The organism is Baekduia soli, assembly GCF_007970665.1.
Lineage (GTDB): Bacteria > Actinomycetota > Thermoleophilia > Solirubrobacterales > Solirubrobacteraceae > Baekduia > Baekduia soli.
Window position 1 is genome coordinate 2,575,799 of sequence record NZ_CP042430.1, and the last position, 22,043, is coordinate 2,597,841.

Below are 22,043 nucleotides of genomic sequence, written 5' to 3' on the forward strand. Positions count from 1 at the left end.
GGACCGCCCGGTCGTCGGCACACCTCAGGGCAGGGAGGCGATGAGGGACGACGTGCCTCGGACCGGGCGGTCCTCCGGGCAGCGCGCGAACGGCCGTGCCGCTCAGAGCACCTCGCTCCGGCTCCAGGTGCCCCGTTGCCAGCGCGCCGTCTCCTGCTCGGCGGTGGCCGCCTCGCGCGAGGCCGAGAGGCCCCTGGCGGCCAGCATCGAGACCACTGCCCCGGCCACGCCGACGTTCCACGAAGCCGTCGCGCCGGGGTCCAGCCACCACGCCGAGCTCAGCAGCCACAGGCCCGCGACGATGTTCGCGACCGCCAGGTGCGCGCTGCGCGACGGGCGGGCCACGCGCAGGGTCGCGGAGGGCACGTGATCGGTCATGGGCCAGGTTGTCCCCGCGCGCCGGGACGGCTCCGGCCGTCTGTCAGGGCCGCGGTGTGGGTGTCGTGCGGCTGACGCGCCCATGGCGGTCGGTCGCGGCCCCGCGAGGAGCTCGGCGCGATCTCGTCGTCGCCGCGAGCCGCGCGGCGGCCGGCGCGGCGGCCCGCGTGGTGCATCTGGTCATGGCCGTGGCGACGACGGTGCGGCGATGGGGCTCGCCCCATCGTCAGCCACGCGACGTGCTGTCGTGCGGATGACAGGGTGCGCGACCCTTGGTGGGTCCGGGGGAGTCGGGGTCGGAGTGTCTGTCCCCGAGCACAAGGAGCTCATCCCCTGATGGCCCGTATCACCGGCCCCCTCCGCCGCGGCGTCGCCACGGCGCGCACGGCCCTGCGGCGTACGCGCCGCGGACGTCTGGTCCTGCTGTCCTCGACGGTGCTGGGACTGATCGTCGCGCCCTTCGCCTCCGGCGCCGTGAGTACCGGCGCCATCACCGGCGGCGCCCGCAACCCGACGGCGAACACCTCCAGCAGCTACAGCAAGGAGACGCAGATCATCGGCAGCGTGGCCCAGGGCCAGGGCGGCGTGGCGGCCAACACGGGCGGCTACGTCACGCGCCAGTCCAACAAGTCCGACTCGGGCGGGGGCGCCATCTACGGCTGTCGCGCCAAGCCGGGCACCGAGGCGTGCGTCTCGGCCAACAACCTCAACAACGGTGACGCGTTCAGGTTCCAGACCTCGCCGGGCGCCAACACCGTCGGCGTCTTCCGCTTCGGGCTCGACCTCAAGCAGCTCGTCGACAAGGCGCCGTTTGCCACCAACGGCACGGCCGTGGTGGCCAACCTCAACGCCGACAAGGTCGACGGGAAGTCCGCCGAGGACTTCGCGGCCAAGACGGATCTGGACACGCTGGTGCCCAAGGGCAGCCTGCTGTTCGCCGCCGTCGGCGCCGATGGTGCGATCGCGGCCAATCGCGGTGTCCCGGCCCACGGCAAGGCGACCGTCGCCACCGACGGCAACGGCAACGAGGTCTTCACGGTGCCGTTCTCCGGCGACCTGAGCGCCTGCGCGTACACCGCCTCGCCGACCGACGTCAACGCCACGACGATCGCCGTGGCTCCCGGCAGCGACAAGAGCACGGTCGTCGTCACCGAGAAGGGCTCGACGGCCTACGGGTTCCACCTGCAGGTCACCTGCTGACGCTCCCCGTCCGGTTCCGGCCCGGAAGGCGGCGGACTCAGTCCGTCCGGCCGTTCGGGCCGGCCGCCGGCCCGGCGAAGATCAGCCCGATGATCGTGCTGCGCCGGGCCGGATAGCGGCCGGCGATCTCGTCCACGGTCGCGGACCACGGGCCGGCGGTGCGGAACCGGAACGCCGGCCCCACCGCCTCGGCGAGGCCCGACGCCGCCAGGTCGTCGAGTCGTCCTGCGGCCCACGGGACGGCGGCTCGGAGGTGCTGGGCGGCGTCATCGGCGGTCCAGGAGGCGTCCGGGTCACGGTGCAGCAGCAACAGGAGCTCGAGCTGCATGACGGAATGCACCTCCTCGGCGAGGAAGCGTCGGGCAGTGTCGGAGAGGGCGCGGGACGACATCGAGGGACGGCGAGGCGTCCGTCCTACCAGGCGGCTGCCGGGTGCCAAGCCGACCGTAATCCCGATGACAGCCGATCACGAGGCCCGCTACCGACGGGCTACAGCCGAGGTCCCCATGACGATGCGACGACTCCTCCTTCCCGCGTTCCTGCTCCTGCTCCTGGCCCTTCCGGCGTCCGCCGTGGCGGCACGCGATCAGCGCGTGCTGTTCGAGGCTCCGCGTGAGCTGCGCTCCGACGACGCGAGCCTCCGGGCTCGGACCCTGGACGAGATCCAGGGCTTCGGCGTGAACTGGATGCGGGTGGTCCTGTACTGGAAGGACGTCGCACCGCGACCCGATACGCCGGCCCTCCCGCGCTTTGACGAGCGCGATCCGGCGTCCTATGACTGGACGGTCTACGACCGCATGATCCGCGAGGCCGACGCGCGCGGCATGCACCTGCTCATCACGATCTCGGGCCCGGTGCCGCGGTGGGCGACCAAGGCCAAGGCCGATCACGTCACCCGCCCGAGCGCCACACGCTTCGGGCGGTTCACCGAAGCGGTGGCACGACGCTACGGCGACGTGGCCGACGCCTTCGCGATCTGGAACGAGCCCAACCACCCGGACTTCCTCATGCCGCAGTGGACCGGGCACGGCTCCCACCGTCAGGCCACCTCGGCCAAGCTCTACCGGAAGCTGTTCCAGAAGGGCGCCGCGGGCCTGGCCGCCGGCGGGGCCGCCCGCACGCCTGTGCTCTTCGGCGAGACCGCGCCGCGCGGAACGAGCCATGTCGTGCACCCGTTGATCTTCCTGCGCACGGCGATGTGCCTGGACGCGCACTGGCACAAGAGGGCGTCCTGCCATCGCCTGCCCGCCGACGGCTACGCCCACCACGCCTACACGACGCGAAGCGGCCCCTACTTCGTGCCCCCCAGCCCCAACGACGTGACCATCGGCGTGCTGGGCCGGCTCAACAGCGCGCTGGCCCGTGCCGGCCGCGCGGGCGCGGTGCGCAAGGGCCTGCCGATCTGGCTGACCGAGTTCGGGATCCAGTCCTTCCCCGACCACCTGTTCGGGGTCAGCGAGACCACGCAGGCGGAGTACCGCGCGATCTCCGAGCGCATCGCCTACGACAACCCACGCGTGGCGATGTTCTCCCAGTACCTGATGCGAGACGACTTGCCCGTGGCGGGCGCCGCGTCGGCGCTGCAGCGCTACGGCGGCTTCGAGTCGGGCCTGCGCCACAGCGACGGCGATCCCAAGCGCGCCTATGACGGGTTCCGGCTGCCCCTGGTGGCGATCCCGGGGCGCACCCGCACGACGCTGTGGGGCCTGGTGCGCCCGGCCACCGGATCCACGCGCGTGTCCATCGACTACCGCCCGCGCGGCGCGACGCGTTGGCACGTCCTCAAGCACGACACCACCAACGCGCGCGGCGTGTGGACGACGACCACGTCGCGCCGGTCCGATCGCCGATACCGCGTGCGCTGGAGCGCCCCCGACGGCACGCGGTACGCCGGGCCGCTGACCCGGGTGCACCGCAGCCCGTGACGGTCGGATCGGCGTCGTCGTCTTCCCGATGACGGGATCGTGCGGTGTGGCGCGCATCGGGGTACGGACACCGCATCGCGTCGTCGCCACCGAGGCGAGGCCGAGCCCGGGACGATGCCCAACCCACCCTCCACGGCCGCCTCGCCGCGGCACCGACCGCATGATGCCGGCCTGTCGGCAGCAGAAGCCGGTGACCGCTGATGGGACTGCGGTCGCTGCTGCCGCGCGGGCGGGCGCTCATCGTCGTGGACGTCCTGCTGGTCGCCTGGGTGGTGCTGTGGATCGTGATGGGCGGCGCGGTCGCCGGTCAGGTGCGGGGCCTGCGACAGCTCAGCGGCACCGCCGCCCAGATCGGGACCGCGTTGCGGGAGACGGGCCAGGCGGTCGAGACGCTCTCCAACGTCCCGTTCGTCGGCGATCGCGTGGCCGGCGCGGGCCGTCAGATCGACGCGGCGGGCGTGAGCACGATCGAGAGCGCCCGGGCCAGCCGCAGCAGCATCCACACGCTGAGCTGGATGTTGTGGGTGTTCCTCGCGGTCATCCCCACGGTCCCGGTCCTGGTGCTCTACCTCCCCCTGCGCGTCCTCGTCGTACGCGAACGCCGAGCGCTCCGGCGCCTGGTGGCCGAGCGTGGCCATGACCCGGTGCTGCGTCGCCTGCTGGCCCAGCGCGCGCTGTTGACGATGCCGTACCACCGGCTGCTCGCCCAGGGCGACGACCCGTTCGACGACGCGCGCGGGCCCCGTATGGACGAGCTCGCCGACGCCGAGCTGGCTCGGCTCGGCGTCCGTCCCGCCTCCGACGAGCGCTGACCCGGTGACCGACCTGGTGGTCCGGCTGCGATGGGTCGTCGTGTGTGGGTGGATTCTGGCCGCGGTCGCCGCGGTCCGTCTGCTGCCGGCGATCGAGGATGCCCACTCGGGGGCGCTCGGAGCGCTCGTGCCCCGCGACGCCGCCGCCGTCAAGGCCGAGATCGCCTCCAAGACCCGGTTCGGCTTCCCGCTGCTCTCTCGGACGCTGATCGTCCAGCGGGACCCGCGAGGGCTCTCGGCGGCCGAGCAGGCCGCGGTCGTCGAGCGCGCGGTGCGGCTCAACCGCCACGCGGTTCCCGGGTTCGAACGCATCGCGGCCGCGCTTCCGGTGACCAACGCCATCGGTTCCGCGCCGTTCGTCCGCGAGCGCGGGACGACGGCGATCACATACCTGTTCTTCGCCCCCGACGTCGACGTCGGAGACCGTGCCGACCTCGCCCGCCGCTTCGTCGAGGAGCACGTGCCGGCGACGCCCACCGGGACCGTGGGCGTGACCGGGCAGGCTGCGGCTGCCGGCGAGCAGTCCGACCTGGTGGCCCGGTGGCTGCCCGTGATCGAGTTGGCCACGATCGCGCTCGTCGCCATGGCCGTCGGTGCGCGATTCATGGCCGTCGGGGCGCCGCTGCTCACGCTGGCGACGGTGGCGATCGCGTACCTCATCTCGAACCACATCGCCGCCTGGGTCGGACAGCGGCTGGGCTTCGTCGTGCCGCGCGAGGTCGAGCCGATCATGGTCGTGCTGCTCTTCGGCGTGGTCACCGACTACTCGATCTTCTACCTGTCGCGGTTCCGTGCCCTGCTCGCCGACGGGCTTCCGCGGATGTCCGCCGCCCGGGCCACGACCCGGCAGATGTCGCCGATCATCTTCGCCGCCGGCATCACGGTGATCGCCGCCACGGCCACGCTCATGGCCGCGCAGCTGGACTTCCTGCGCGTGTTCGGCCCGGGGCTGGCGCTGTCGGTCCTGGTCGCTCTGGTGGTGTCGGTCACGCTCGTGCCGGCGACCCTGGCCATCGTCGGCCGCGCGCTGTTCTGGCCCCGCCGGCCCCAGGTCGAGCTGAGCGTCGACGAGGCCGCCGAGGAGACGCCGACCGAGCAGGTCGGGCGTGCCCGCCGGTCGCGCGCGGTGCGGCTGGCCTGCGAACGACCGTGGACGGCGGTCGCCGGGTGCGTGCTCCTGCTGGCCGTCGCCTCGGCCGGGCTGGTCAACCTCCGGCTCGCCAACCCTGTCGTCCGCGGGCTCCCGCCCGGCAACCCGGTGCGCGAGGCCTACGCGCAGGCGGCCAAGGGCTTCACGCCGGGCATGCTCTCGCCCACCGTGCTCGTCCTGTCCGGGCACGACGTCGCCGCGCAGCGTCACGGGCTGGCCCAGCTGCAGCGTGAGCTCGCACGCCAGCCCGGGGTGGCGTTGGTGCTCGGCCCGGCCCTCCGGCCTCCGGTCGGCGGCCTGCGGCTGGGGGCGACCGTCTCGCGGGACGGCGACGCGGCGCGCTACTTCATCGTCATGACCGACGACCCTCTCGGGGCCGCGGCGATCGACGCCCTGCGACGGATACGAGAACGCGTCCCCGGCCTGGTCTCCGCGGCCGGCCTGACCCACGTCCAGGCATCGATGGCCGGGGACACCGCGCTGTCGGCCGAGACCATCGACAAGACGCTCGGAGATCTCGAGCGCATCGCCCCCATGACCCTGCTCGTGATCCTGCTGGTCCTGTCGGTCTATCTCCGCGCCCTGGTCGCGCCGCTGTACCTGATCGCGGCCAGCGTCCTGGGCTTCGCCGCGGCGATGGGCATCGGTGCGCTGATCTTCGGGCAGCTGACCTACTACGTGCCGTTCGCGGTGGCCGTCCTGCTCGTGTCCCTGGGCTCGGACTACAACGTGTTCCTCGTCGGGCGCATGTGGCAGGAGGCCCAGGTGCGCCCGCTGGCCGAGGCGATCCCGGTGGCGGCGTCGCGGGCGGCGAAGGCGATCACGCTGGCCGGCGCGGTGCTCGCGGGCTCCTTCGCGCTCATCGGCCTGGTGCCCGTCAGCGCCTTCCGCGAGATCGCCGTGCTCATGACCGTCGGCCTGCTCATCGACGCGCTGCTGCTCCGGACCATCCTGGTCCCGGCCCTGGTGACGATCGTCGGCGCCCGCAGCGGCTGGCCGGGAGGGCGGCTGTCGGATACGGCTCCGGGCGCGGGCCTGGTCCCGGTGGCGCCCGAGAAGGTCGCCGGAGGTGGGTGATCGCACCGACCGGTCCGGACGCGGGCGGCTCACGGTCGTGGGCGGCCGTGCCCGGGCGCTCCTGCTCAACCTGTCGCAGAACCTCGGAGTCATTCCGGGCCTGATCGTCGCGCTGTTCGCGGCCCTGGCCATCGGCCTGGTCGAGCTGGACAAGCACATCGACCTCGACGGCGTCCAGGTGGTCTTCCGCGGGGACGGATCGGCGGCACGGACCGTCCTGTCGGTCATCGCGAGCTCGCTCATCACGGTGGCGGGTCTGACGTTCTCCATCACGATGGTTGTCCTCCAGCTGGCCTGGAGCCAGTTCAGCCCCAGGCTCCTGCGGACGTTCTTCGGCGACCGGGTGACGCAGGTCACGATCGGCACCTTCGTCGGCACCTTCGCGTATTCGATCCTGGTGATGCGGGCGGTCGGCTCCTATGGGGACGCGGGCTTCGTGCCGCGCCTGAGCGTCGCGGTCGCCTCGCTGCTGGGCATCGGCGCCGCCGCGCTGCTCGTCGTGTTCCTGCATCACGTCTCCCAGCTCATCCAGGTCTCCCACGTCACCGCGACCATCGCCCGTGAGACGCTCGCGCGGACCGACGCGCTGTACCCCAGCCGCTTCGGCGCCGGCGCCGAGGACGAATCCGCGACCGAGCTCCTGACGGCCTGGCGCCGCGAGCGGGCCCCCGAGCCCGTGCTGCCGCCACGGCCCGGCTTCGTCCAGCGGGTCGGTCTGGACGAGCTCGCGCGCGGCATGCGCGGCCGTGCCGGCCAGGTGGTCGTCCTCGTCTGTCCGGGCGATTTCGTCAGCGTCGAGACTCCCCTGGCCGAGGTCTGGCCGCAGGACGGGGCCGAGGGGTGGCGTGAGGCCGTGCTGGGTGCGGTGACGATCGCCAGCGAGCGCGACCTGGACCAGGACGTCGACTTCGGTCTGCGCCAGCTGACCGACACGGCGCTGAGGGCCCTGTCGCCCGGCATCAACGATCCCACGACGGCCGTGACGTGCATCGGCTACCTCCGCGCGATCCTCGTGCGCCTGGCCGAGCGCGCGCCGACGCCGGCGGTGCGGCGCTTCGACGACCACCAGATGACCGTGGTCGCCCGCCAGCGCGGGTTCGACGAGCACTGCGAGGCGATGCTGCAGATCGGCCGTTACGTCGCCGGGGACGCGTGGGTGGCCGGGGAGCTGCTGGCGGCGCTGCACGGGTGCGCCCAGGCGGCGCGGCGGTGCGGGGCGTCGCAGCGCCAGGGGGTGGTGGACGCCGCCGCCACGACGATCGCCGGCCAGGCCATCGCGCAGGCGGGCAACGAGCGCGATCGCCGGCGCCTCGCCGATCGGCTCGCCGCCGTGCTCGAGGCCGGCGCCCTGCCGGGCTCCTGATGTCAGCGGAATGTCGACCCACGGCCACGATGGCGCCGGCCGGGGAAGACCGGCCAGGTGACCCCCGGCCTTCGCATCGCCCGCCGGGCGCCGCGGTCGACGGCCTGCACGCCGCGTCGGTCCTGTGGCTGGCGCACCGCAGGGGCGGGCATCGCCGCGCCCTGCACGCCAATGATGGACTTGTGGACGTGCGACCGAGGGCGGGCGCTCGCGGGTGCTCAGTGATCCGGGACGACGACTGCGATCTGGCGATCCAACCGGCCCAGCAGGGTGTGGGGGACCGACCCACCGAGCGCGGCGCGAAGGAGGCCGCGCCCCGGAGCTCCGGTCACCACGACCCCGGCATGCTCTTCGTGCAGCGCGTCGACCAGCGCATCGACCGGGGATCCGGTCACGGCCACGCCGCGGGCGGGGACCCCGGCCGGGACCTGCGACAGCAGCTCGCCGAGCAGCGGGTCGACCGACTGCCGCGGTCCGCCGTCGTCGTCCACGGCGTGGACGACCACGAGCGTGGTGTCCAGGGCGCCGGCCAGCTCGGCGGCGACCTCGACAGTGCGTCGGGCCCCGGCCGACTCGCCCACCGCACAGACCACGGCGTGGGGGTCGGTGAGGGCGGCGGTCGTCGCGTCCGGTGTGACGACCGCCACCGGGCACCCGGCATGGTCGAGCAGGCCGCGGGTCACACTGCCCTGGAGCACGGCGCGGAGCACGCTGCCGCCGCGATCTCCGGCCACGAGCCAGGCGACGTCGTCGCGCTGTGACGCCTGGCTGAGCACCGTCTGCGCCGGGCCCGGCAGGGCTTCGCATCGCGCCTCGGGATGGCCCACGCTTCCCGCCAGGCGCTGCAACCGGCGTTCGCGCTCGGCGGTGGTCTCGGCCTCCACCTGAGGCGAGATGATGGGCGCGGGCGCGACGGCATCGGGACCCATCAGGCTGAGCTCCAGATGGGTCTCCAGCAGGCTCAGGGCCGAGCCGGTCCGGTCGGCCAGCGACGCCCCGATGGCGACGAGCATCCCGTCGCGATCGGTGCCGCCGAGCGCGCACAGGACGGAGCGTGGAGCGGTCACGACGGCGACTCCGGCGCGCGGACCGGGGCCACCGACTCGAGCATGGACGGACCCAGGGCCCGGACGCGACCGCTGCGGATCGCCTCGTCGACGATCCGTGCGAACGCCTGGGGCCCGCCCCAGTGGTCGGCATGGCAGAGGTCGTAGAGACCGTCGCGCGTCAGCACCCGATGGGTGTCGAGCACGCGGACGACGTGGTTGATGCGGGCCTGCCGATGGCTCGTGGCGGGATGCGGCGGCCCGACCTGTCCTAGCTGGGCGCTCATGGTCTCGAGGTGCCCGGCCCGGCGGGCGTTCGTGCCGGCGCGGTCAGGCGCAGCACAGGCGAGAGGTCGGAGCGGTGGGTCGGAGCGGGTGGGTCCCGGCCGGCGAGCCTGCTTCGGCGCGCGCCCGGCGGGGCCGGTGCGGCGGGGCACCGTCGAATCGCGGGCCCCGGGCGCCGGCCTCGAGCGCAGGGGCTCCCCACGGCTGTTGAAGGCGATCGACCGCTTCGACTCCCAGCTCGGGATCGCCTTCGGCAGCTTCGCTCCGCCGGCGATGTCGGGCGAGATCCGCGGGCATTTCCGTGACCGAGGTTGGGCGATCACGGCGTCGGCGACGCCGGTCATGAGCGCGCCGAGGAGCGCGCGACGCCGACACCGCCGCTGGACCGGCTCCCGGCGCACGAGCGGATGATCCCGCGTCTGCGCTTCGCCCGTGGGCTGACCCAGGCGGAGATCGGTGACATCCTGATCGGGGCGCCGGCGCCGCGCGCGGCCGCCTCGGGAGCCCGCAGGCGTCATCGGCGTGACGGTGGCGGCGGCGGCCTCGGAACGCCTCGGGTAGCGCAGGGGACATGACCGTCAAGACCGCCATCGCCGTGGCCACCGCAGGCGCGGCCGTCCTTGCCGGGTGTGGATCGCAGAGCGCCAGCGACCAGGCCCGGAACCAGGCGACCAACGCCCAACAGCAGGTCCAGCAGGCCGAGCCGGCCCTGTCGCCCAAGGCCCAGAACGTGCTCCAGGACGCCCAGGCCCTCGCTGCCGACATCGCCACGACCGCGCGGAACTACGCGTCGGGCAAGGTGACCGACCAGCAGGCCGCCGACAAGCTGGGCGGCTATCAGCAGCGTGCGACGGCGCTGTCGCAGCGGGCGAAGGACCTGCCGGCCACCGAGCGGTCCCGCTCACAGCTCACCAAGCTCACCAAGCAGCTGAGCTCGACGACGAGCAGCCTGCGCTCCAGCGTGGATCAGGGCGCGGCCGGCGCCGACGTGCAGGGCTCGGTCGACCGACTGCGCACCGCGGCCACGGCGACCTACCAGCAGCTGCAGGGCCGGCTCCCGGCCGACACCCGCAAGGCCATCACGCAGGCCCTGAACGCGCTCGGGGCCTAGGACCCGGCGCGCGATGGGGACCGAGCCGGGGCCCGCCCCCGTGCGCATCGCGCTGCGGCCCATCTCCAGCCCGCTCGGCCTGGGCTTCCTGGCGCTGGCCGGGGCAGCGGTGCTGGCCTCGAGCCTGCAGCTCGGATGGACACCGGCCGGCGAGCGCGGCCAGGTCGGGCTGCTCGTCCTGGTCTTCACCCCGGTCCCGCAGCTGCTGGCCTCGGTCTTCGGGTTCCTGGCCCGGGATCCGGTCGCCGCGACGGGCATGGGGGTCGTTGCGGCCGGATGGACGGCGCGAGGGGCGGTGCTGCTCGTGTCGGCCGCCGGCAGCCGGAGCGACGCGCTGGGGACGCTGGAGCTCCTGATCGCGGCCGCCGTGGCGATCTCGGCCCTCGAGGCGGCCGGGGGCACGGCGGTCGTCGCGGCGGTGATGTCCCTGACCGCCCTGGACTTCCTGCTCTCGGGCCTGCAGGAGCTGGGGGTGGGCGAGCTGGCGACGGCGGTCGGGGTCGTGGGTGTCGCGCTCGCCGCCGTCGCGCTGTATGCCGCCGCGGCCCTGGCGCTCGAGGACCTGCGGCGGCGCACGGTGCTGCCCACCGGCCGCCGAGGCGGCGGACGCCGTGCGCTCCACGGCGATCTGGCCGACCAGCTCGAGGGCGTCGCCCACGAGGCGGGCGTCCGCCGTCAGCTCTGACCGGCCCCGGGGGATCGCGGGCTCCGGAGGGCGCTTCCCCTGCATCGACGGGGAGGGCGCCGGCGATCGCGTCGACGACGTCGGCCTGCCCACCCGCGATGCGGGCGGCCAGGCCGAACAGCGAGGTGAGGACGATCGCCGACGGGAACAGCGAGAAGAGCATGTGGGACGCGATCGCGCGGCGAACTGCGGGCAGCGGTCGCCGGTCTCCCGCCGAGCCCGATCTCCAGCGCGCCGCCCCTCGGCGGGAACATGAACGGCGCGGTGGGTCGCCGCTAGCCGGGTGACGCGTCGCCGCTCCGGCTCCAGGGGTCCAGCAGCGTTCCGCCCAGTGCGTAGACCCGAGCGTGGTAGGCGAGCGACAGCAGGGCGAGGGCCACGCCGGTCGCCGGCAGCCCCGCGGCGTACAGCGCCACGGCGGCCAGGCCGGAGACCACGAGCTCCTGCAGGAGCCGCAGGAGCTCGGCGTGACGGCCCGCGCCGCCGACGTCGACCCGGCCCCAGAAGCCGAAGCCCACAACGGGGGCACCGACGCCCAGCGCGATATCGGCTGCGGTGTCGTGTCCGGCCGTGGCACCCCAGTAGGCCAGCCCGAACACGGTCCCGGCCTCCAGGGTGGCACGCAGGGCCAACGTGAGCCACTCGTGCGGCGAGCGCGACCGGTTCACGACGACGACGACGTCGGGTACTGGCCGAGCGTCACGGTCACGGTGGCCTGCGTGCCGTCGTCGTGGCGCACCCGGACCGGGATCTTGGCCCCCGGGTCCAGCGTGGCCAGCACGGTGGAGACGTCGGCCGCCGAGGACGTGTCCTTGCCCGCGATCGACAGCAGCGTGTCTCCGGCACGGATGCCGGCGGCGGCGGCGGGGCCGCCCTTGACGACCTTGGCCACGACGGCGCCCTGTCCGGCATACCCGGCGGCCAGCTGGACGCCCAGGTACGCGCGGTGGGAGTTCACCACGTGCCCGTACTTGATGATCTGGCCGGCGATGTCGCGCACCACATCGCTGGGGATCGCGAAGCCGATGCCCGGCGCAGCGCTGCCGCCCAGCTCAGGATCGACGGCCGCCAGCGTCGGGATGCCGATCACCTCCCCGGACAGGTCGACGAGCGCGCCGCCGCTGTTGCCGGGGTTGATGGGCGCGCTCGTCTGGATGGCGCCCGGCAGCACGGCGCCTCCGGGCTCGGGAACCGTCCGGCCCAGGGCGCTGACGATGCCGTTGGTCACGCTGCTGCGCAGGCCGAGGGGATTGCCGATCGCCAGCGCGATGTCGCCCACCTTCAGGTCCGAGGATCGCCCGAAGGTCGCCGGGCGGAGCTTGGCGCCCTTGGCGCGCACGACCGCGAGGTCGCCGGGGGCGAAGACACCGACCAGCGTGGCGCTCGAGCGGGTGCCGGCGGCGTCGGTGATCGTGAAGGACGTCGATGATCCCACGACGTGGGCGTTGGTGACGATGTCGCCCCGGTCGTCGAAGACCACGCCGGAGCCCAGGCCCTTGGAGGTCTGCACCTGGACGACGCGCGGGGCGACGTCGCTGATCACCGAGACCAGCTTCTGCTGGTAGGCCAACGCCCCGGCCGGGGCGGAGGCCGCCTTCGCCGACGTCGCCGCGGCCCCCGAGCTCCCGCCACAGGCCGACAGACCGGTCGCCACCACCACGACGGTCAGGGCGGCGAGGATCAGGCGCAGGGGCGGCGGCAAGGACATGGTGTTGGTGCTCCGTGGGCGATGAGGATGGGATGGTCGGTCTCGCGCTACCCGGTGGGTGCGGCGGGCGGCCCTTCGTGTCGTGCCGGTGACGCCCGGGCTTACCGGGCCCGCGGCCGCCCGACCGCGACGTCGCGACGGGCTCCGCGCCGGGCGAGCCGTCGCGGACACCCGCGGCGACCTGCGCTGAGTCCGCGGCCAGCGGGCCGTCGTCGCGGGGCGCCGGCGGCACGTTGTCAGGCGCACGACGGGGCGCCGTGTCATCCCGGTCCGGGTGGAAGACCACCAACATGCCTGCCGCACGCACCGACGTCCGTCTGGTCTTCCTGGCGATCGCGGTGGCCTTGGCGGGCGTCATGATCTTCACCGCCGCGCGGTCGGCGCCATCGCCCGGGGCCTCGCCGGCGCGTGCGGCCGTCGCGGCCCACGGCCCCGTGGTCCTGGCGGCACAGGACCTCATCGTCGCCTCGGCGGCCATGGCGCCGTCCGGCGTCCACGCCGGGGAGGCGCGCGTCGTCCAGCTCGGGCGCCCGGACCCGCGGGGGCTGGCCCCCGCCACTCCCCGGCGTGCCGCAGCCGAGTGGCTCTCCGCGTGGTACCAGCGCGCGTGGGGACGCATGCGCGTGTGGTCGACCCCCGTTCCGGCTGCTCCCGTGCCGTCGTCGTGGCTGCGCGCCCGGTTCGGGCCGGGGCGCCTGGAGGGCTGGGCGCTGGGGCGCCGGGCTCGTGCGGCGGCCGACCACGCCGTGGTCGACGTCCGCGTCGCGGTGCGTCCCCTGCTGAGGATGACCGTGCAGCGCCGGTCGCTGACCCTCACGCTGCGCCGCGCCGGCGGCGTGTGGAAGGTGGACACGAGCGCGGTCGTGGCCCCGATCGCGGCGCCGATGGCATAGGCGTCCTGGCCGGTGTGCGCGCGGAAGGCAGACCGCATGATCGACAGCCGGCGCTTGCCCTGGCGGCGCCTCGATCGAAGGGCGCAGGCCCGTGCGCGGCAGCGGTTCGCTCGTCCATGCCGCCGTCCCACGGAGACCTCTGTCCGCAGGTCTCCGGGGTTGGTCTCTCCTCCCGTCCTTCGGAGTCTGTGCGGCTCGCCCGGCCGGACCGTCGGTCAGGGCTCGACGAGCCCGCGGCGGATCGCGTAGCGCGTCAGGGCGACGCGGTCACGCAGCCCGAGCTTGTCGAGGATGTTGCTGCGGTGACGCTCGACGGTCTTCTCGCTGATGTGCAGGACCGCGCCGATCTCGCGACCGGTGAAGCCTTCAGCGATGAGCTTGACGACCTCGGACTCGCGTGCCGACAACGGGTCGGCCGGCGTCTCGCCGGCCGCGCCGCGATCCAGGAAGTCCTGTACGAGCGCGGCCACGCCGCGGGGATGCAGGAACGGCTCACCGCGCATCGCGGCCCGGCACGCGCTGACGAGATCCTCGTGGGCGGCCGACTTGAGCACATAGCCCGAGGCGCCGGCGCGCAGCGCCTCGAAGAAGAACTGCTCGTTGTCGTGCATCGACAGGATCAGCACGCGGAGGTCGGGGCGCTGCTCGCTGAGCTGGCGCGCGGCCTGCACCCCGGTCAGCCGGGGCATCGTGACGTCGAGCACGGCGAGGTCGATCTCCTCGCGCAGCGCGATCTCCACCGCCTCGGCGCCGTCGCCGGCCTCGGCCACCACCTCGAAGCCCGGCTCGGCGTCCAGGATCAGGCGAAGGCCGTGCCGGACGACGGCATGGTCGTCGGCCAGCAGGACCCGGATGGGCCGTGCGCTCATCGACGCCATACCGGCACCTCGAGGACCACGCGGGTGCCGCTCCCGGCGCCCCGCGGCTCGACGCGCAGCTCGGCGCCGATGGACAGCGCGCGCTCGCGCATGCTGCGGATCCCGCTCTCGGAAGGGCCGTTGGCGACGAACCCGCAGCCGTCGTCGACCACGCCCAGGACCACCTGGTCGGCCTCCGCGCGCAAGGTCATCTCGATCGTCTCGGGCCGTCCGTGACGCACGGCGTTGGTCAGGCTCTCCTGGGCGATGCGGTAGATGACGACCTCGGCGTCCTCGCCGACCACGGGGAGGTCGCGATCCAGCGTCCGCCGGATCTGGATGCCGGTCCGGCGGGTCATGCGCTCGCTGAGGTTGGTCAGCGCGGGCACGAGCCCGAGGGTGTCCAGCGCCTCGGGTCGTAGCTCCCGTGCCAGGCGGCGGACGTCCTCCACCGAGGCCAGGACCCCGTCGCGGACCTCCCGCACCTCGTCGCGCATCTCGGGCGGCGTGCCGGCCAGGAGCCGGTCCACGTGCAGTCCCAGCGCGGTCAGCGTCTGGCCGATCTGGTCGTGCAGCTCGGCCGCCACCCGGCGGCGCTCCCCCTCGCGCTCGCTGAGCGCCCGCATGCTCGACTCCCGGCGCTCGGTCTCCAGCCGGTCGAGCATGTCGTTGAACGCGTCGGCCAGCAGGGTCAGCTCCGACCGGGGCCGGGGCAACGGCAGCCGATGGCCGGGGCGCATGGGATCGATGTCGCGCATCAGGGTCGTCATCCGCGCCAGCGGCGTCGTCGCCCGCCGGACCAGGACCACGTTCACCGCGCTCATGACCAGCAGCCCGCCGACCAGGGCCGGGATGCGGCCGTTGGCCGGCTCGATGATGAGCACGACGCACGCCACCGCCAGGACCGTGACGTTGGGCACGAGCAGCCGCCAGAACAGCGAGATGTAGCGGCCTCCCATGCGACGAACCGTAGCGCTGCGGCGCGGGGGTGACGTCACCGGCATGACGCGCCCCGCACCCACGTCGCCGTCAGGGAAAACCATGTGGGATGGTCCACCACCGGCCACGGCGCCCCGGCGGCCTGCCCTTCTACATCGCAGCGTGGCTGGGCGCCGGCGCGGCGGTGGTGGTGGCCGCGGCGCTGATCCTCGATCGCGGCGGCGCGCCCGCGACCTCGGTCTCCCTGCCGCCCGTCCACGAGCGCGAGCTCGGCGCCGCGGCGCGCAAGGCGGGGTGCACCGTCGCGGGCCGCCGGCGGACGCTCTCCGGCGACGCCGTCGCCGCGCAGGCCGCGCGGCCCGGCATCTACACGCGCCCGGTCTCCGACGGGGCGCGCGAGCGCAGCGTGCGCGCGGGCATCATCGTCGTCGAGTACCGGCCCGACGCCTCCGACGGCGAGCGCAACAGGCTCGGCGACCTGCAGCGATCGATGCCGGCGGGGACGGTGCTGGCGCCGAGCGCCGCTCTGCGCGCCAACCAGCTCAGCGTCACGACCTACGGGCGGCAGCTGCGCTGCCGGGAGATCACGCCCCGGGCGTTGGAGGCCCTCCAGCTCTTCCGCGGCCGCTACCTGGGATCGGGCCCCGGCGCCTGACGGCGGCCCATGGTTGCGCGACCACCCAAGATGGGGGTCAGCCCCCATTGGGTTTCGGTGCCCGCGCGGGCACGACAAGGACATGGAGTTCTCCGGCCTCGACCTCATCCGCGTCTTCGAGTACGACCCCGATCTTCTCGACGGGCTCGACGAGCCGGTGGCCGCACACCTGCGCACGCGCCTGACGACCCGGCGCGCGTGGGCCGACGCCGGCCCGTGGACGCTCGAGATGGACCCCGACGAGATCCCGGGACATCTCGGGATGCTGGTGATCGACGGGCTGCTCGTCCGGACCGTGCGGCTGGCCGAGCGCGAGTCGTCGGAGGTCGTGGGCCCCGGCGAGCTCCTGCGGCCGTGGGACAGTGAGGACACCATGGGGTCCGTCGAGTGCGTCAGCGAGTGGCGGGTCCTGCAGCCGACGACGTTCGCGTCGCTGGACCGGCGGTTCGCCGAGCTCGTCGCCCGCTGGCCGACGATCATCGCCCAGCTGCTCTCTCGCAGCGCGCGGCGCTGCCGGACGCTAGTCCACCAGGCCACTATCGCCCACGTCCGCCACGCCGAGACGCGCGTTCTGCTCGCGCTCTGGCACCTGGCCGACCGCTGGGGCCGGGTGACGGCCGACGGCGTCGTGGTGCCGGTGCCCCTGACCCACCAGCTCCTGGCGCAGCTGACCTGCCTGCAGCGGCCCACCGTCAGCGGTGCCCTCAGCCAGCTCAAGGCGGCCGGCGTCGTCTCGCGGCGCGGCGACGGCGGGTGGCTCCTGCACGGTGACCCGCCGAGCCTCGCCGGGCCGGAGGAGGGCACCGTCCTGACCGCGGTCTGAGCCGGGCGTCACGGCGCGATCGTCGGCACCTCGACGCGCAGACGCTCGAGGATGGCGTCCACCCTCGCCGCGATCTCGGTGGCGTCGCAGCGCAGCGCCGCGGCCATGTCGTCGGGCAGGGCACCGTCGAGCGCCATGCCGATCAGAGGGAGGTCCTCGGCCTCGACCTTGGCCGACGCTGCCGTCAGGAGCTCCCGCGGCACCGGAGGCATGACGCGCTCGCCGCGGGCCACGCACCGGATCGCGTCATAGAGCGCCGGCGCGGGCGCGCTCTTGTGCAGCAGCCCGTCGGCTCCGGCCAGGATCGCCGGCAGCGCCAGCTGCGCGTCGGCGTAGGCCGAGTAGAGCAGGACGGCGGGCGCCGGGATCTCCCGCTTGAGCCGCCGGCACAGCAGCAGGCCGTCGGTGTCGGGCAGGTGGTAGTCCAGCAGCACGACGTCGGGCCGGGTGCGGTTGAGCACCGGCAGCAGCTCCGCGGCGGATGCCGCGGCACCGAGCGGCACCATGCCCGGTTCCGCGGTCAGCACCCCGGTCAGCCCCGCACGCATGGCGGGATGGTCGTCGACGAGCATGATGCGGATCACGTCAGGTCCTCTCGGGTGGGGTGGAGGGCAGCGCGAGGACGACGCGCGTGCCGCGGCCGTCCGGTCCGGGCCCGATCCTCAGCCGGGCGCCGATCGTCTCGGCCCGGCCGTGCATCGAGCGCAGGCCGTGCCCGGGATGGGCGTCGGCGGCCTCGCCCATCCCGATGCCGTCGTCGTCGACGACGACCAGGCCGCCGTCGGGGCCGCGGGACAGCACGACGTCGACCGTCGAGCAGCAGGCGTGGCGCACGGCGTTGGTCAGGGCCTCCGCCGCGATGCGGTAGGTGTGGGCGGCGACCATCGGCGTCAGTTCGGGCAGGTCGCCGACGACGCGCAGGGCGAGGTCACCGGTGAGCCCCAGCTCGCCCGCCCGCTCGCGCAGCAGGTCGGCCACCGGGCGCCCCTCGGCCGGCGAGCGGAGCTCGGCGATCGAGGTCTCCATGTCGGCGGTCGCCCCGCGCAGCTCGGCCAGGGCCTGGGTCAGCACCGCCGCGCGCGGCCCCTCTGCGGGGACCGGCAGGGCGCTGAGCAGCAGGTGCGCCGCGTGGACCCGCTGCTTGGCGGAGTCGTGGAGCTCCCACGCGATGCGCTGGCGTTCGCTCTGCACCGCGAGCAGCTCGGAGCGCTCGCGTTCCTCGCGCAACCGGCGCAGGAGCTGCCCGGAGTACGCGAGGGCGAGCGTGATCACGACCGGGACCAAGAGGTGGGTCGCCAGCGTCTCGAGGCGGATCGTGTTGGCGATGCGTGTCCGCGGGAACCTGCCGGGTCAGGATCGCCGTGATCGCGTAGGCGCCTGAGAAGGCCGTGCTCCAGGCCAGCGCGCCGCGCCAGGACGACGCCGTCGCAGGCAGCACCAGCGTGGTCAGGGCGAACACGTAGAACGGGCTGCGCCAGTCGCCCGAGAGCAGGACGAGCACCAGCGCGGCGAGCATGTCGCCGGCCCAGGCCGGGCGCGAGATGCGCAGGCGCTCGAGCCGGCCGAAGGCCGTCAGCGTGATCGCCGTCCAGCCCGCGGTGACCAGCGCCAGCGGCACGTCGGCGTGCGTGACCGCGTGGGCGATCAGCAGGGCGATCGCCACCGCCGCGCCGAGCAGTCGCGTCATCACCAGCAGGGAGAACCAGCGGCGGTCCTCTCGCAGCGCCTCTCTCGTCAGCGGAATGCCCACAGCATGCTGGCGGGCGCCGCGACGCTGTCGTCGACGGGTCAGCCGAGCGCACCATGCGTCATCGGCGTGACGGCCGTTCGGTTCAGGCCACGGGGGAGGTGGCGCGGGTCGTGTCGTGGGCATCGGGGCCCGATGCCTTCGAGGAGGCCGCCAGCAGGAGCACTGGCGCTCGGCCGCGAGGGCGACGTCCAGGAGGGCGGCGGTGGAGCTGTCGAGCCGGAAGGCCGATGCCGTCAGCCACGTTTCCAGGGCGATGACGGGGCGCGACGGCGGCCGGCCTGCCGGTGAGCGCCGTCGCGCCGGTCGGTCAGGAGATGCTGATGGTGTTGACGCCGGGGTCGACGGGGGTGCGGGCCGCGACCTCGTCGTAGTTGTAGGCGGTGCCGGGCTTGCTGCCGGGCTTGCCGAAGCCGAAGCCCGCGGACTCCAGCACGGTCACGGCATCCATGATGTCGTAGAAGCCCGGCGCACCGGTCGTCGGCAGGCCGGCGACCTCCTCGCGCTGGGCGAACTTCGCGTAGACGCGGTCGTTGCCCAGCTCGCCCAGCGACTGCAGCGCGACGGCGCGGTGGACGGCCTCGGTGGCCATGATCTCCGCGGCGTAGCGCGCGAACTTGGAGCCCGAGAGGGTGCCCTGGCGCGCGAACACGGTGACGCCGAGCAGGTAGGCGTTGATGAAGACCTGGTCGCCGACGACGAGGGTCTTCAGCAGGTTCTCCTTGGAGGCGAAGACCTCGTCGGGCACGTAGATCGTCTTGGTGACCTCCTTGCCGCCGACGGCCTTGGAGGTCAGCAGCTCATAGTGGTTCTTCTCCTGCTGGGCGGCGGCCTGGACGTTGCGCCGGGTGACCGCGTCGAGCTGGGAGCCGAGCTTCTCGGGGCCGACCGTGTTGACGATCGTGGCCAGCACCTCGGCCGTGGCCGCCACGGCCAGGATGTTCTCGGCCTTGTTGGCGTCGTTGGTGGACACCTTCGCCTCGGCGCTGGCGCTCATGAGACCGAAGAGACCCATGCCCGCCAGCGACGCCGCCGTGCCCTTGATCAGCCCGCGCCGGCTGGAGGCCGGCAGATGCTGGTTCTGGCGGTCGATCTCGTCGTACAGGTGGTTGGTGGAATCGCTCATGCGGGTGGATCCCTTCTGGCGGTCTCTGGGAGCCGCCGGTTGGAGTGTCACCTGCTCCTGCTCCCGCCGGGCCCAGGCGGATCACCGGTCGACGACGCGAGGTACCACGGATGACACTCGCTCAGACCGCGCCCGCGGCGGCGGTCGACGCTGCCGGACCTGCGCGGCCGGGATCGGCGGCCGTCCTCCGGCGCGGCCGACCCGCGGGGCGGCTCGCGGGTGTGTGCCCCCCGAGCCGGGGCTGTGAGCGGCGTCCGGCCCACCTCAGCGCCACGGCCGCATCGACCCCGGCAAGGTCTTCGGGCCGGGCCGGCGCCGCGGGGGTGTCAGCGGCATGACGGTGGGCCGCCGGTCATGGCACGGCGGCCGGGACGGCGTCCGGCGGGGGGTCCGCGCTGACCCCGGACGGGCGTGGGATCGCCGGCTGGATCACGCACCGAAGCTGCACGCGGACCGCGATCGTGGTCGGCCGAGTTCGTCCCATGGCTCAGCGCAACGGCGCGAGGCCACCCGAGGAGGGCGCCGTAGGACGTGAGGGCGAGGGGGACACGTCCTGCGCAAGATCTTACATCGTAAGTCCACCGGCTGCCGGCGGTCTACGGCGGGTAGGACCCGATCGTGAGCACACCGAACGCCGAATCGCCTGTTGCGTTCTGACACGCCGCTCGCCTTGATCGTGGACCGTGCCGTCGCGGGGCACGGGACCATGCTCTCGCGACGGTGCTCACGCCCGTGACGCGCGTCGTGGTGATCGGGGCGGGGCACAACGGGCTGGTCGCCGCGGTGCATCTGGCGGCCGGCGGCCTGAGCCCCCTGGTGCTCGAGCAGGCGCCGCGCCCTGGTGGGGCCACGCGCTCCGCGGCACGGACGCTGCCGGGGTTCGTCCACGACGACCACGCCGCCTTCGTTCCGATGGCCGTGGCCTCACCCGCCATGCGCGAGCTGCGGCTGGAGGACGACGGCCTGAGGTGGGTCACCCCGTCGATGGTGATGGCGCATCCCTTCGAGGACGGCACGGCGATCGCCTTGCACCGTGACGTCGGCGCGACCGCCGCATCGCTGGGCGGGCGTGCCGGCTCCGGATGGGAGCGCGCGATGGGCCAGCTGCTGCCGCACGCGACGACGTTGGTCGAGACGATCCTCGCGCCGCTGCCGCCGGTCGCCGGCCCGCTGCGGCTCGGCGGGGCGCTGCGTCGTGATGGCCTGGACTGGGCCCGCCGGATGCTGGGCTCCATCGAAGCGCTGGGGCTGGAGATCTTCGCCGGCGACCGTCGAGCGACCGCGTGGCTGTCGGGCTCGGCCCAGCACTCCGGACTTCCGCCCTCGACGGCGGGAAGCGGAGCGTTCGGCCTGGTCTTGCAGGTGTTGGGCCACAGCCATGGTTGGCCGGTGCCCGTGGGTGGCATGGGCAGCCTCGTCGACGCGCTCCTCGCTCGGGGCGCCCGCGAGGGTTCACGCGTACGCTGCGACGCGCGGGTCGAGCGCATCATCACGCGGGGCGGCCGCCTGACAGGCGTGCGACTGGTCTCGGGTGAGGAGATCGCCGCGGACGCGGTCATCAGCACCCTCAGCGCCGGGCCGCTGGTGGGCATGCTGGAGCCTGGCGCGTTGCCGGCGCGGCTGGAGCGCCGTCTTCGCTCGTGGCGTTACGGGACGGGGGCGTTCAAGCTCGACTACGCGCTGTCCGGCCCGGTGCCATGGACGGCCGCGGAGCCGCGAGAGGCCGCCGTCGTCCACGTCGCCGGTGCCCTCGGCGCGCTCGAGGCTGCTGCGCAGGACGGCACGCACGGGGAGGTGCCCGAGCGTCCTGCGCTCGTCGTGGGCCAGCAGTCGCTGGTCGATCCCAGCCGTGCCCCGGCAGGGCACCACACGTTGTATGTCTACGCGCACGTGCCGTCGCGCTACGCGATGGGAGACGAGGACGTCGCGGCGCGGATCGAGGCTCAGCTCGAGCGCTTCGCACCGGGCTTCGCCGCGGCAGTCCTCGGCCGGTCGCTCCGCGCGCCGCACCAGACCGAGGTCGAGAACCCGAGCATGGTCGGGGGCGACCTCGGGGGCGGGACGATGGAGCTCGATCAGCAGCTCGTCTTCCGCCCCGCGCCGGAGCTCGTCCGCTACCGAACGCCGCTGAAGGGCCTGTACGTCGCCGGTGCCTCGATCCATCCGGGCGGGGCGGTGCACGGCATGAGCGGTCGCGGAGCGGCGCGGGCGCTGCTGCACGACCGTCGGCTGCGACCGTGGCGAACGCGCGCTGGTTGATCGC

23 protein-coding genes are annotated in these 22,043 nt (G+C 73.9%); 12 read left to right on the plus strand and 11 right to left on the minus strand.

What is annotated here, in order from left to right:
- Window positions 1-102 precede the first annotated feature (102 nt).
- Entirely contained in the window at window positions 103-378 is a 276-nt protein-coding gene (locus tag FSW04_RS12290) for a hypothetical protein (RefSeq protein WP_146919617.1), read from the minus strand.
- A gap of 336 nt (window positions 379-714) precedes the next feature.
- On the opposite strand from FSW04_RS12290, the gene FSW04_RS12295 reads away from it, so the two are divergent.
- On the plus strand, window positions 715-1,578 hold the full coding sequence (locus FSW04_RS12295; protein WP_146919619.1) for a hypothetical protein: 864 nt from the start codon (window positions 715-717) through the stop codon (window positions 1,576-1,578).
- Window positions 1,579-1,615: 37 nt separating this feature from the next.
- Here FSW04_RS12295 and FSW04_RS12300 read toward each other — a convergent pair whose 3' ends face one another.
- Complete coding sequence (locus FSW04_RS12300; RefSeq protein WP_146919621.1) at window positions 1,616-1,906, minus strand: hypothetical protein; 291 nt, start codon at window positions 1,904-1,906, stop codon at window positions 1,616-1,618.
- A 184-nt stretch (window positions 1,907-2,090) separates the two neighbouring features.
- On the opposite strand from FSW04_RS12300, the gene FSW04_RS12305 reads away from it, so the two are divergent.
- The 4 genes from FSW04_RS12305 (at window position 2,091) to FSW04_RS12320 (ending at window position 7,905) form a co-directional block, all read left to right on the plus strand.
- Window positions 2,091-3,503 (plus strand): cellulase family glycosylhydrolase, encoded by a 1,413-nt coding sequence (locus tag FSW04_RS12305; RefSeq protein WP_187369459.1) that lies wholly within the window; start codon window positions 2,091-2,093, stop codon window positions 3,501-3,503.
- A 200-nt stretch (window positions 3,504-3,703) separates the two neighbouring features.
- Window positions 3,704-4,315 carry a hypothetical protein gene (locus tag FSW04_RS12310; protein ID WP_146919626.1) on the plus strand — a complete coding sequence of 204 codons (612 nt, stop codon included), beginning with the start codon at window positions 3,704-3,706 and terminating at the stop codon, window positions 4,313-4,315.
- Window positions 4,316-4,319: 4 nt separating this feature from the next.
- Window positions 4,320-6,542: an MMPL family transporter gene (locus tag FSW04_RS12315; RefSeq protein ID WP_146919628.1), complete on the plus strand. Its 2,223-nt coding sequence runs from the start codon at window positions 4,320-4,322 to the stop codon at window positions 6,540-6,542.
- A complete protein-coding gene (locus tag FSW04_RS12320; protein WP_187369460.1) occupies window positions 6,535-7,905 on the plus strand; it encodes a DUF2254 domain-containing protein in 1,371 nt (456 codons plus the stop codon). The genes FSW04_RS12315 and FSW04_RS12320 overlap by 8 nt, the downstream gene beginning before the upstream one ends.
- A gap of 218 nt (window positions 7,906-8,123) precedes the next feature.
- Here the strand turns inward: FSW04_RS12320 and FSW04_RS12325 are convergent, their stop codons facing one another.
- On the minus strand, window positions 8,124-8,972 hold the full coding sequence (locus tag FSW04_RS12325) for a universal stress protein (protein WP_146919632.1): 849 nt from the start codon (window positions 8,970-8,972) through the stop codon (window positions 8,124-8,126).
- Window positions 8,969-9,238: a hypothetical protein gene (locus FSW04_RS12330; RefSeq protein WP_146919634.1), complete on the minus strand. Its 270-nt coding sequence runs from the start codon at window positions 9,236-9,238 to the stop codon at window positions 8,969-8,971. Before FSW04_RS12330 ends, FSW04_RS12325 begins: the two co-directional genes overlap by 4 nt.
- 405 nt (window positions 9,239-9,643) lie before the next feature.
- Here FSW04_RS12330 and FSW04_RS28475 point away from each other — a divergent pair, with 405 nt between their 5' ends.
- From FSW04_RS28475 to FSW04_RS12345, 3 genes are read left to right on the plus strand one after another with little or no spacing between them, the layout of a single operon-like run.
- Window positions 9,644-9,811, plus strand: a complete 168-nt coding sequence (locus FSW04_RS28475; RefSeq protein WP_407652984.1) for a hypothetical protein — start codon at window positions 9,644-9,646, stop codon at window positions 9,809-9,811.
- Window positions 9,808-10,347, plus strand: coding sequence for a hypothetical protein (locus FSW04_RS12340; protein ID WP_146919639.1), 540 nt, complete (start codon window positions 9,808-9,810; stop codon window positions 10,345-10,347). Before FSW04_RS28475 ends, FSW04_RS12340 begins: the two co-directional genes overlap by 4 nt.
- Window positions 10,348-10,360: 13 nt before the next feature.
- Window positions 10,361-11,032, plus strand: a complete 672-nt coding sequence (locus tag FSW04_RS12345; RefSeq protein WP_146919641.1) for a hypothetical protein — start codon at window positions 10,361-10,363, stop codon at window positions 11,030-11,032.
- 275 nt (window positions 11,033-11,307) lie between these two features.
- Here FSW04_RS12345 and FSW04_RS12350 read toward each other — a convergent pair whose 3' ends face one another.
- Both FSW04_RS12350 and FSW04_RS12355 read right to left on the minus strand, forming a co-directional pair.
- Entirely contained in the window at window positions 11,308-11,700 is a 393-nt protein-coding gene (locus FSW04_RS12350; protein WP_146919643.1) for a YrdB family protein, read from the minus strand.
- On the minus strand, window positions 11,697-12,740 hold the full coding sequence (locus FSW04_RS12355; RefSeq protein ID WP_146919646.1) for a S1C family serine protease: 1,044 nt from the start codon (window positions 12,738-12,740) through the stop codon (window positions 11,697-11,699). The genes FSW04_RS12350 and FSW04_RS12355 overlap by 4 nt, the downstream gene beginning before the upstream one ends.
- Window positions 12,741-13,030: 290 nt before the next feature.
- Between FSW04_RS12355 and FSW04_RS12360 the strand changes: the two genes are divergently transcribed.
- On the plus strand, window positions 13,031-13,633 hold the full coding sequence (locus tag FSW04_RS12360) for a hypothetical protein (RefSeq protein ID WP_146919648.1): 603 nt from the start codon (window positions 13,031-13,033) through the stop codon (window positions 13,631-13,633).
- A gap of 215 nt (window positions 13,634-13,848) precedes the next feature.
- Here the strand turns inward: FSW04_RS12360 and FSW04_RS12365 are convergent, their stop codons facing one another.
- Both FSW04_RS12365 and FSW04_RS12370 read right to left on the minus strand, forming a co-directional pair.
- Window positions 13,849-14,502 carry a response regulator gene (locus FSW04_RS12365; RefSeq protein ID WP_146919650.1) on the minus strand — a complete coding sequence of 218 codons (654 nt, stop codon included), beginning with the start codon at window positions 14,500-14,502 and terminating at the stop codon, window positions 13,849-13,851.
- Window positions 14,499-15,449, minus strand: a complete 951-nt coding sequence (locus FSW04_RS12370) for a HAMP domain-containing sensor histidine kinase (RefSeq protein ID WP_187369461.1) — start codon at window positions 15,447-15,449, stop codon at window positions 14,499-14,501. The genes FSW04_RS12365 and FSW04_RS12370 overlap by 4 nt, the downstream gene beginning before the upstream one ends.
- A gap of 89 nt (window positions 15,450-15,538) precedes the next feature.
- Here FSW04_RS12370 and FSW04_RS12375 point away from each other — a divergent pair, with 89 nt between their 5' ends.
- Both FSW04_RS12375 and FSW04_RS12380 read left to right on the plus strand, forming a co-directional pair.
- Window positions 15,539-16,084, plus strand: coding sequence for a DUF3105 domain-containing protein (locus FSW04_RS12375; protein ID WP_146919654.1), 546 nt, complete (start codon window positions 15,539-15,541; stop codon window positions 16,082-16,084).
- Window positions 16,085-16,166: 82 nt separating this feature from the next.
- Window positions 16,167-16,907: a Crp/Fnr family transcriptional regulator gene (locus FSW04_RS12380; protein WP_146919656.1), complete on the plus strand. Its 741-nt coding sequence runs from the start codon at window positions 16,167-16,169 to the stop codon at window positions 16,905-16,907.
- A gap of 8 nt (window positions 16,908-16,915) precedes the next feature.
- On the opposite strand, the gene FSW04_RS12385 is transcribed toward FSW04_RS12380, so the two are convergent.
- The 3 genes from FSW04_RS12385 to FSW04_RS12395 form a co-directional block, all read right to left on the minus strand.
- The gene (locus FSW04_RS12385; protein WP_146919658.1) at window positions 16,916-17,491 is read right to left on the minus strand and encodes a response regulator; all 576 of its coding nucleotides are present in this window, start codon (window positions 17,489-17,491) and stop codon (window positions 16,916-16,918) included.
- Window position 17,492: 1 nt separating this feature from the next.
- Complete coding sequence (locus FSW04_RS12390; protein WP_146919660.1) at window positions 17,493-18,179, minus strand: sensor histidine kinase; 687 nt, start codon at window positions 18,177-18,179, stop codon at window positions 17,493-17,495.
- 785 nt (window positions 18,180-18,964) lie between these two features.
- Window positions 18,965-19,780 carry a ferritin-like domain-containing protein gene (locus tag FSW04_RS12395; protein ID WP_146919662.1) on the minus strand — a complete coding sequence of 272 codons (816 nt, stop codon included), beginning with the start codon at window positions 19,778-19,780 and terminating at the stop codon, window positions 18,965-18,967.
- Window positions 19,781-20,500: 720 nt separating this feature from the next.
- Here FSW04_RS12395 and FSW04_RS12400 point away from each other — a divergent pair.
- Complete coding sequence (locus tag FSW04_RS12400) at window positions 20,501-22,039, plus strand: phytoene desaturase family protein (protein ID WP_146919665.1); 1,539 nt, start codon at window positions 20,501-20,503, stop codon at window positions 22,037-22,039.
- Window positions 22,040-22,043: the final 4 nt, after the last annotated feature.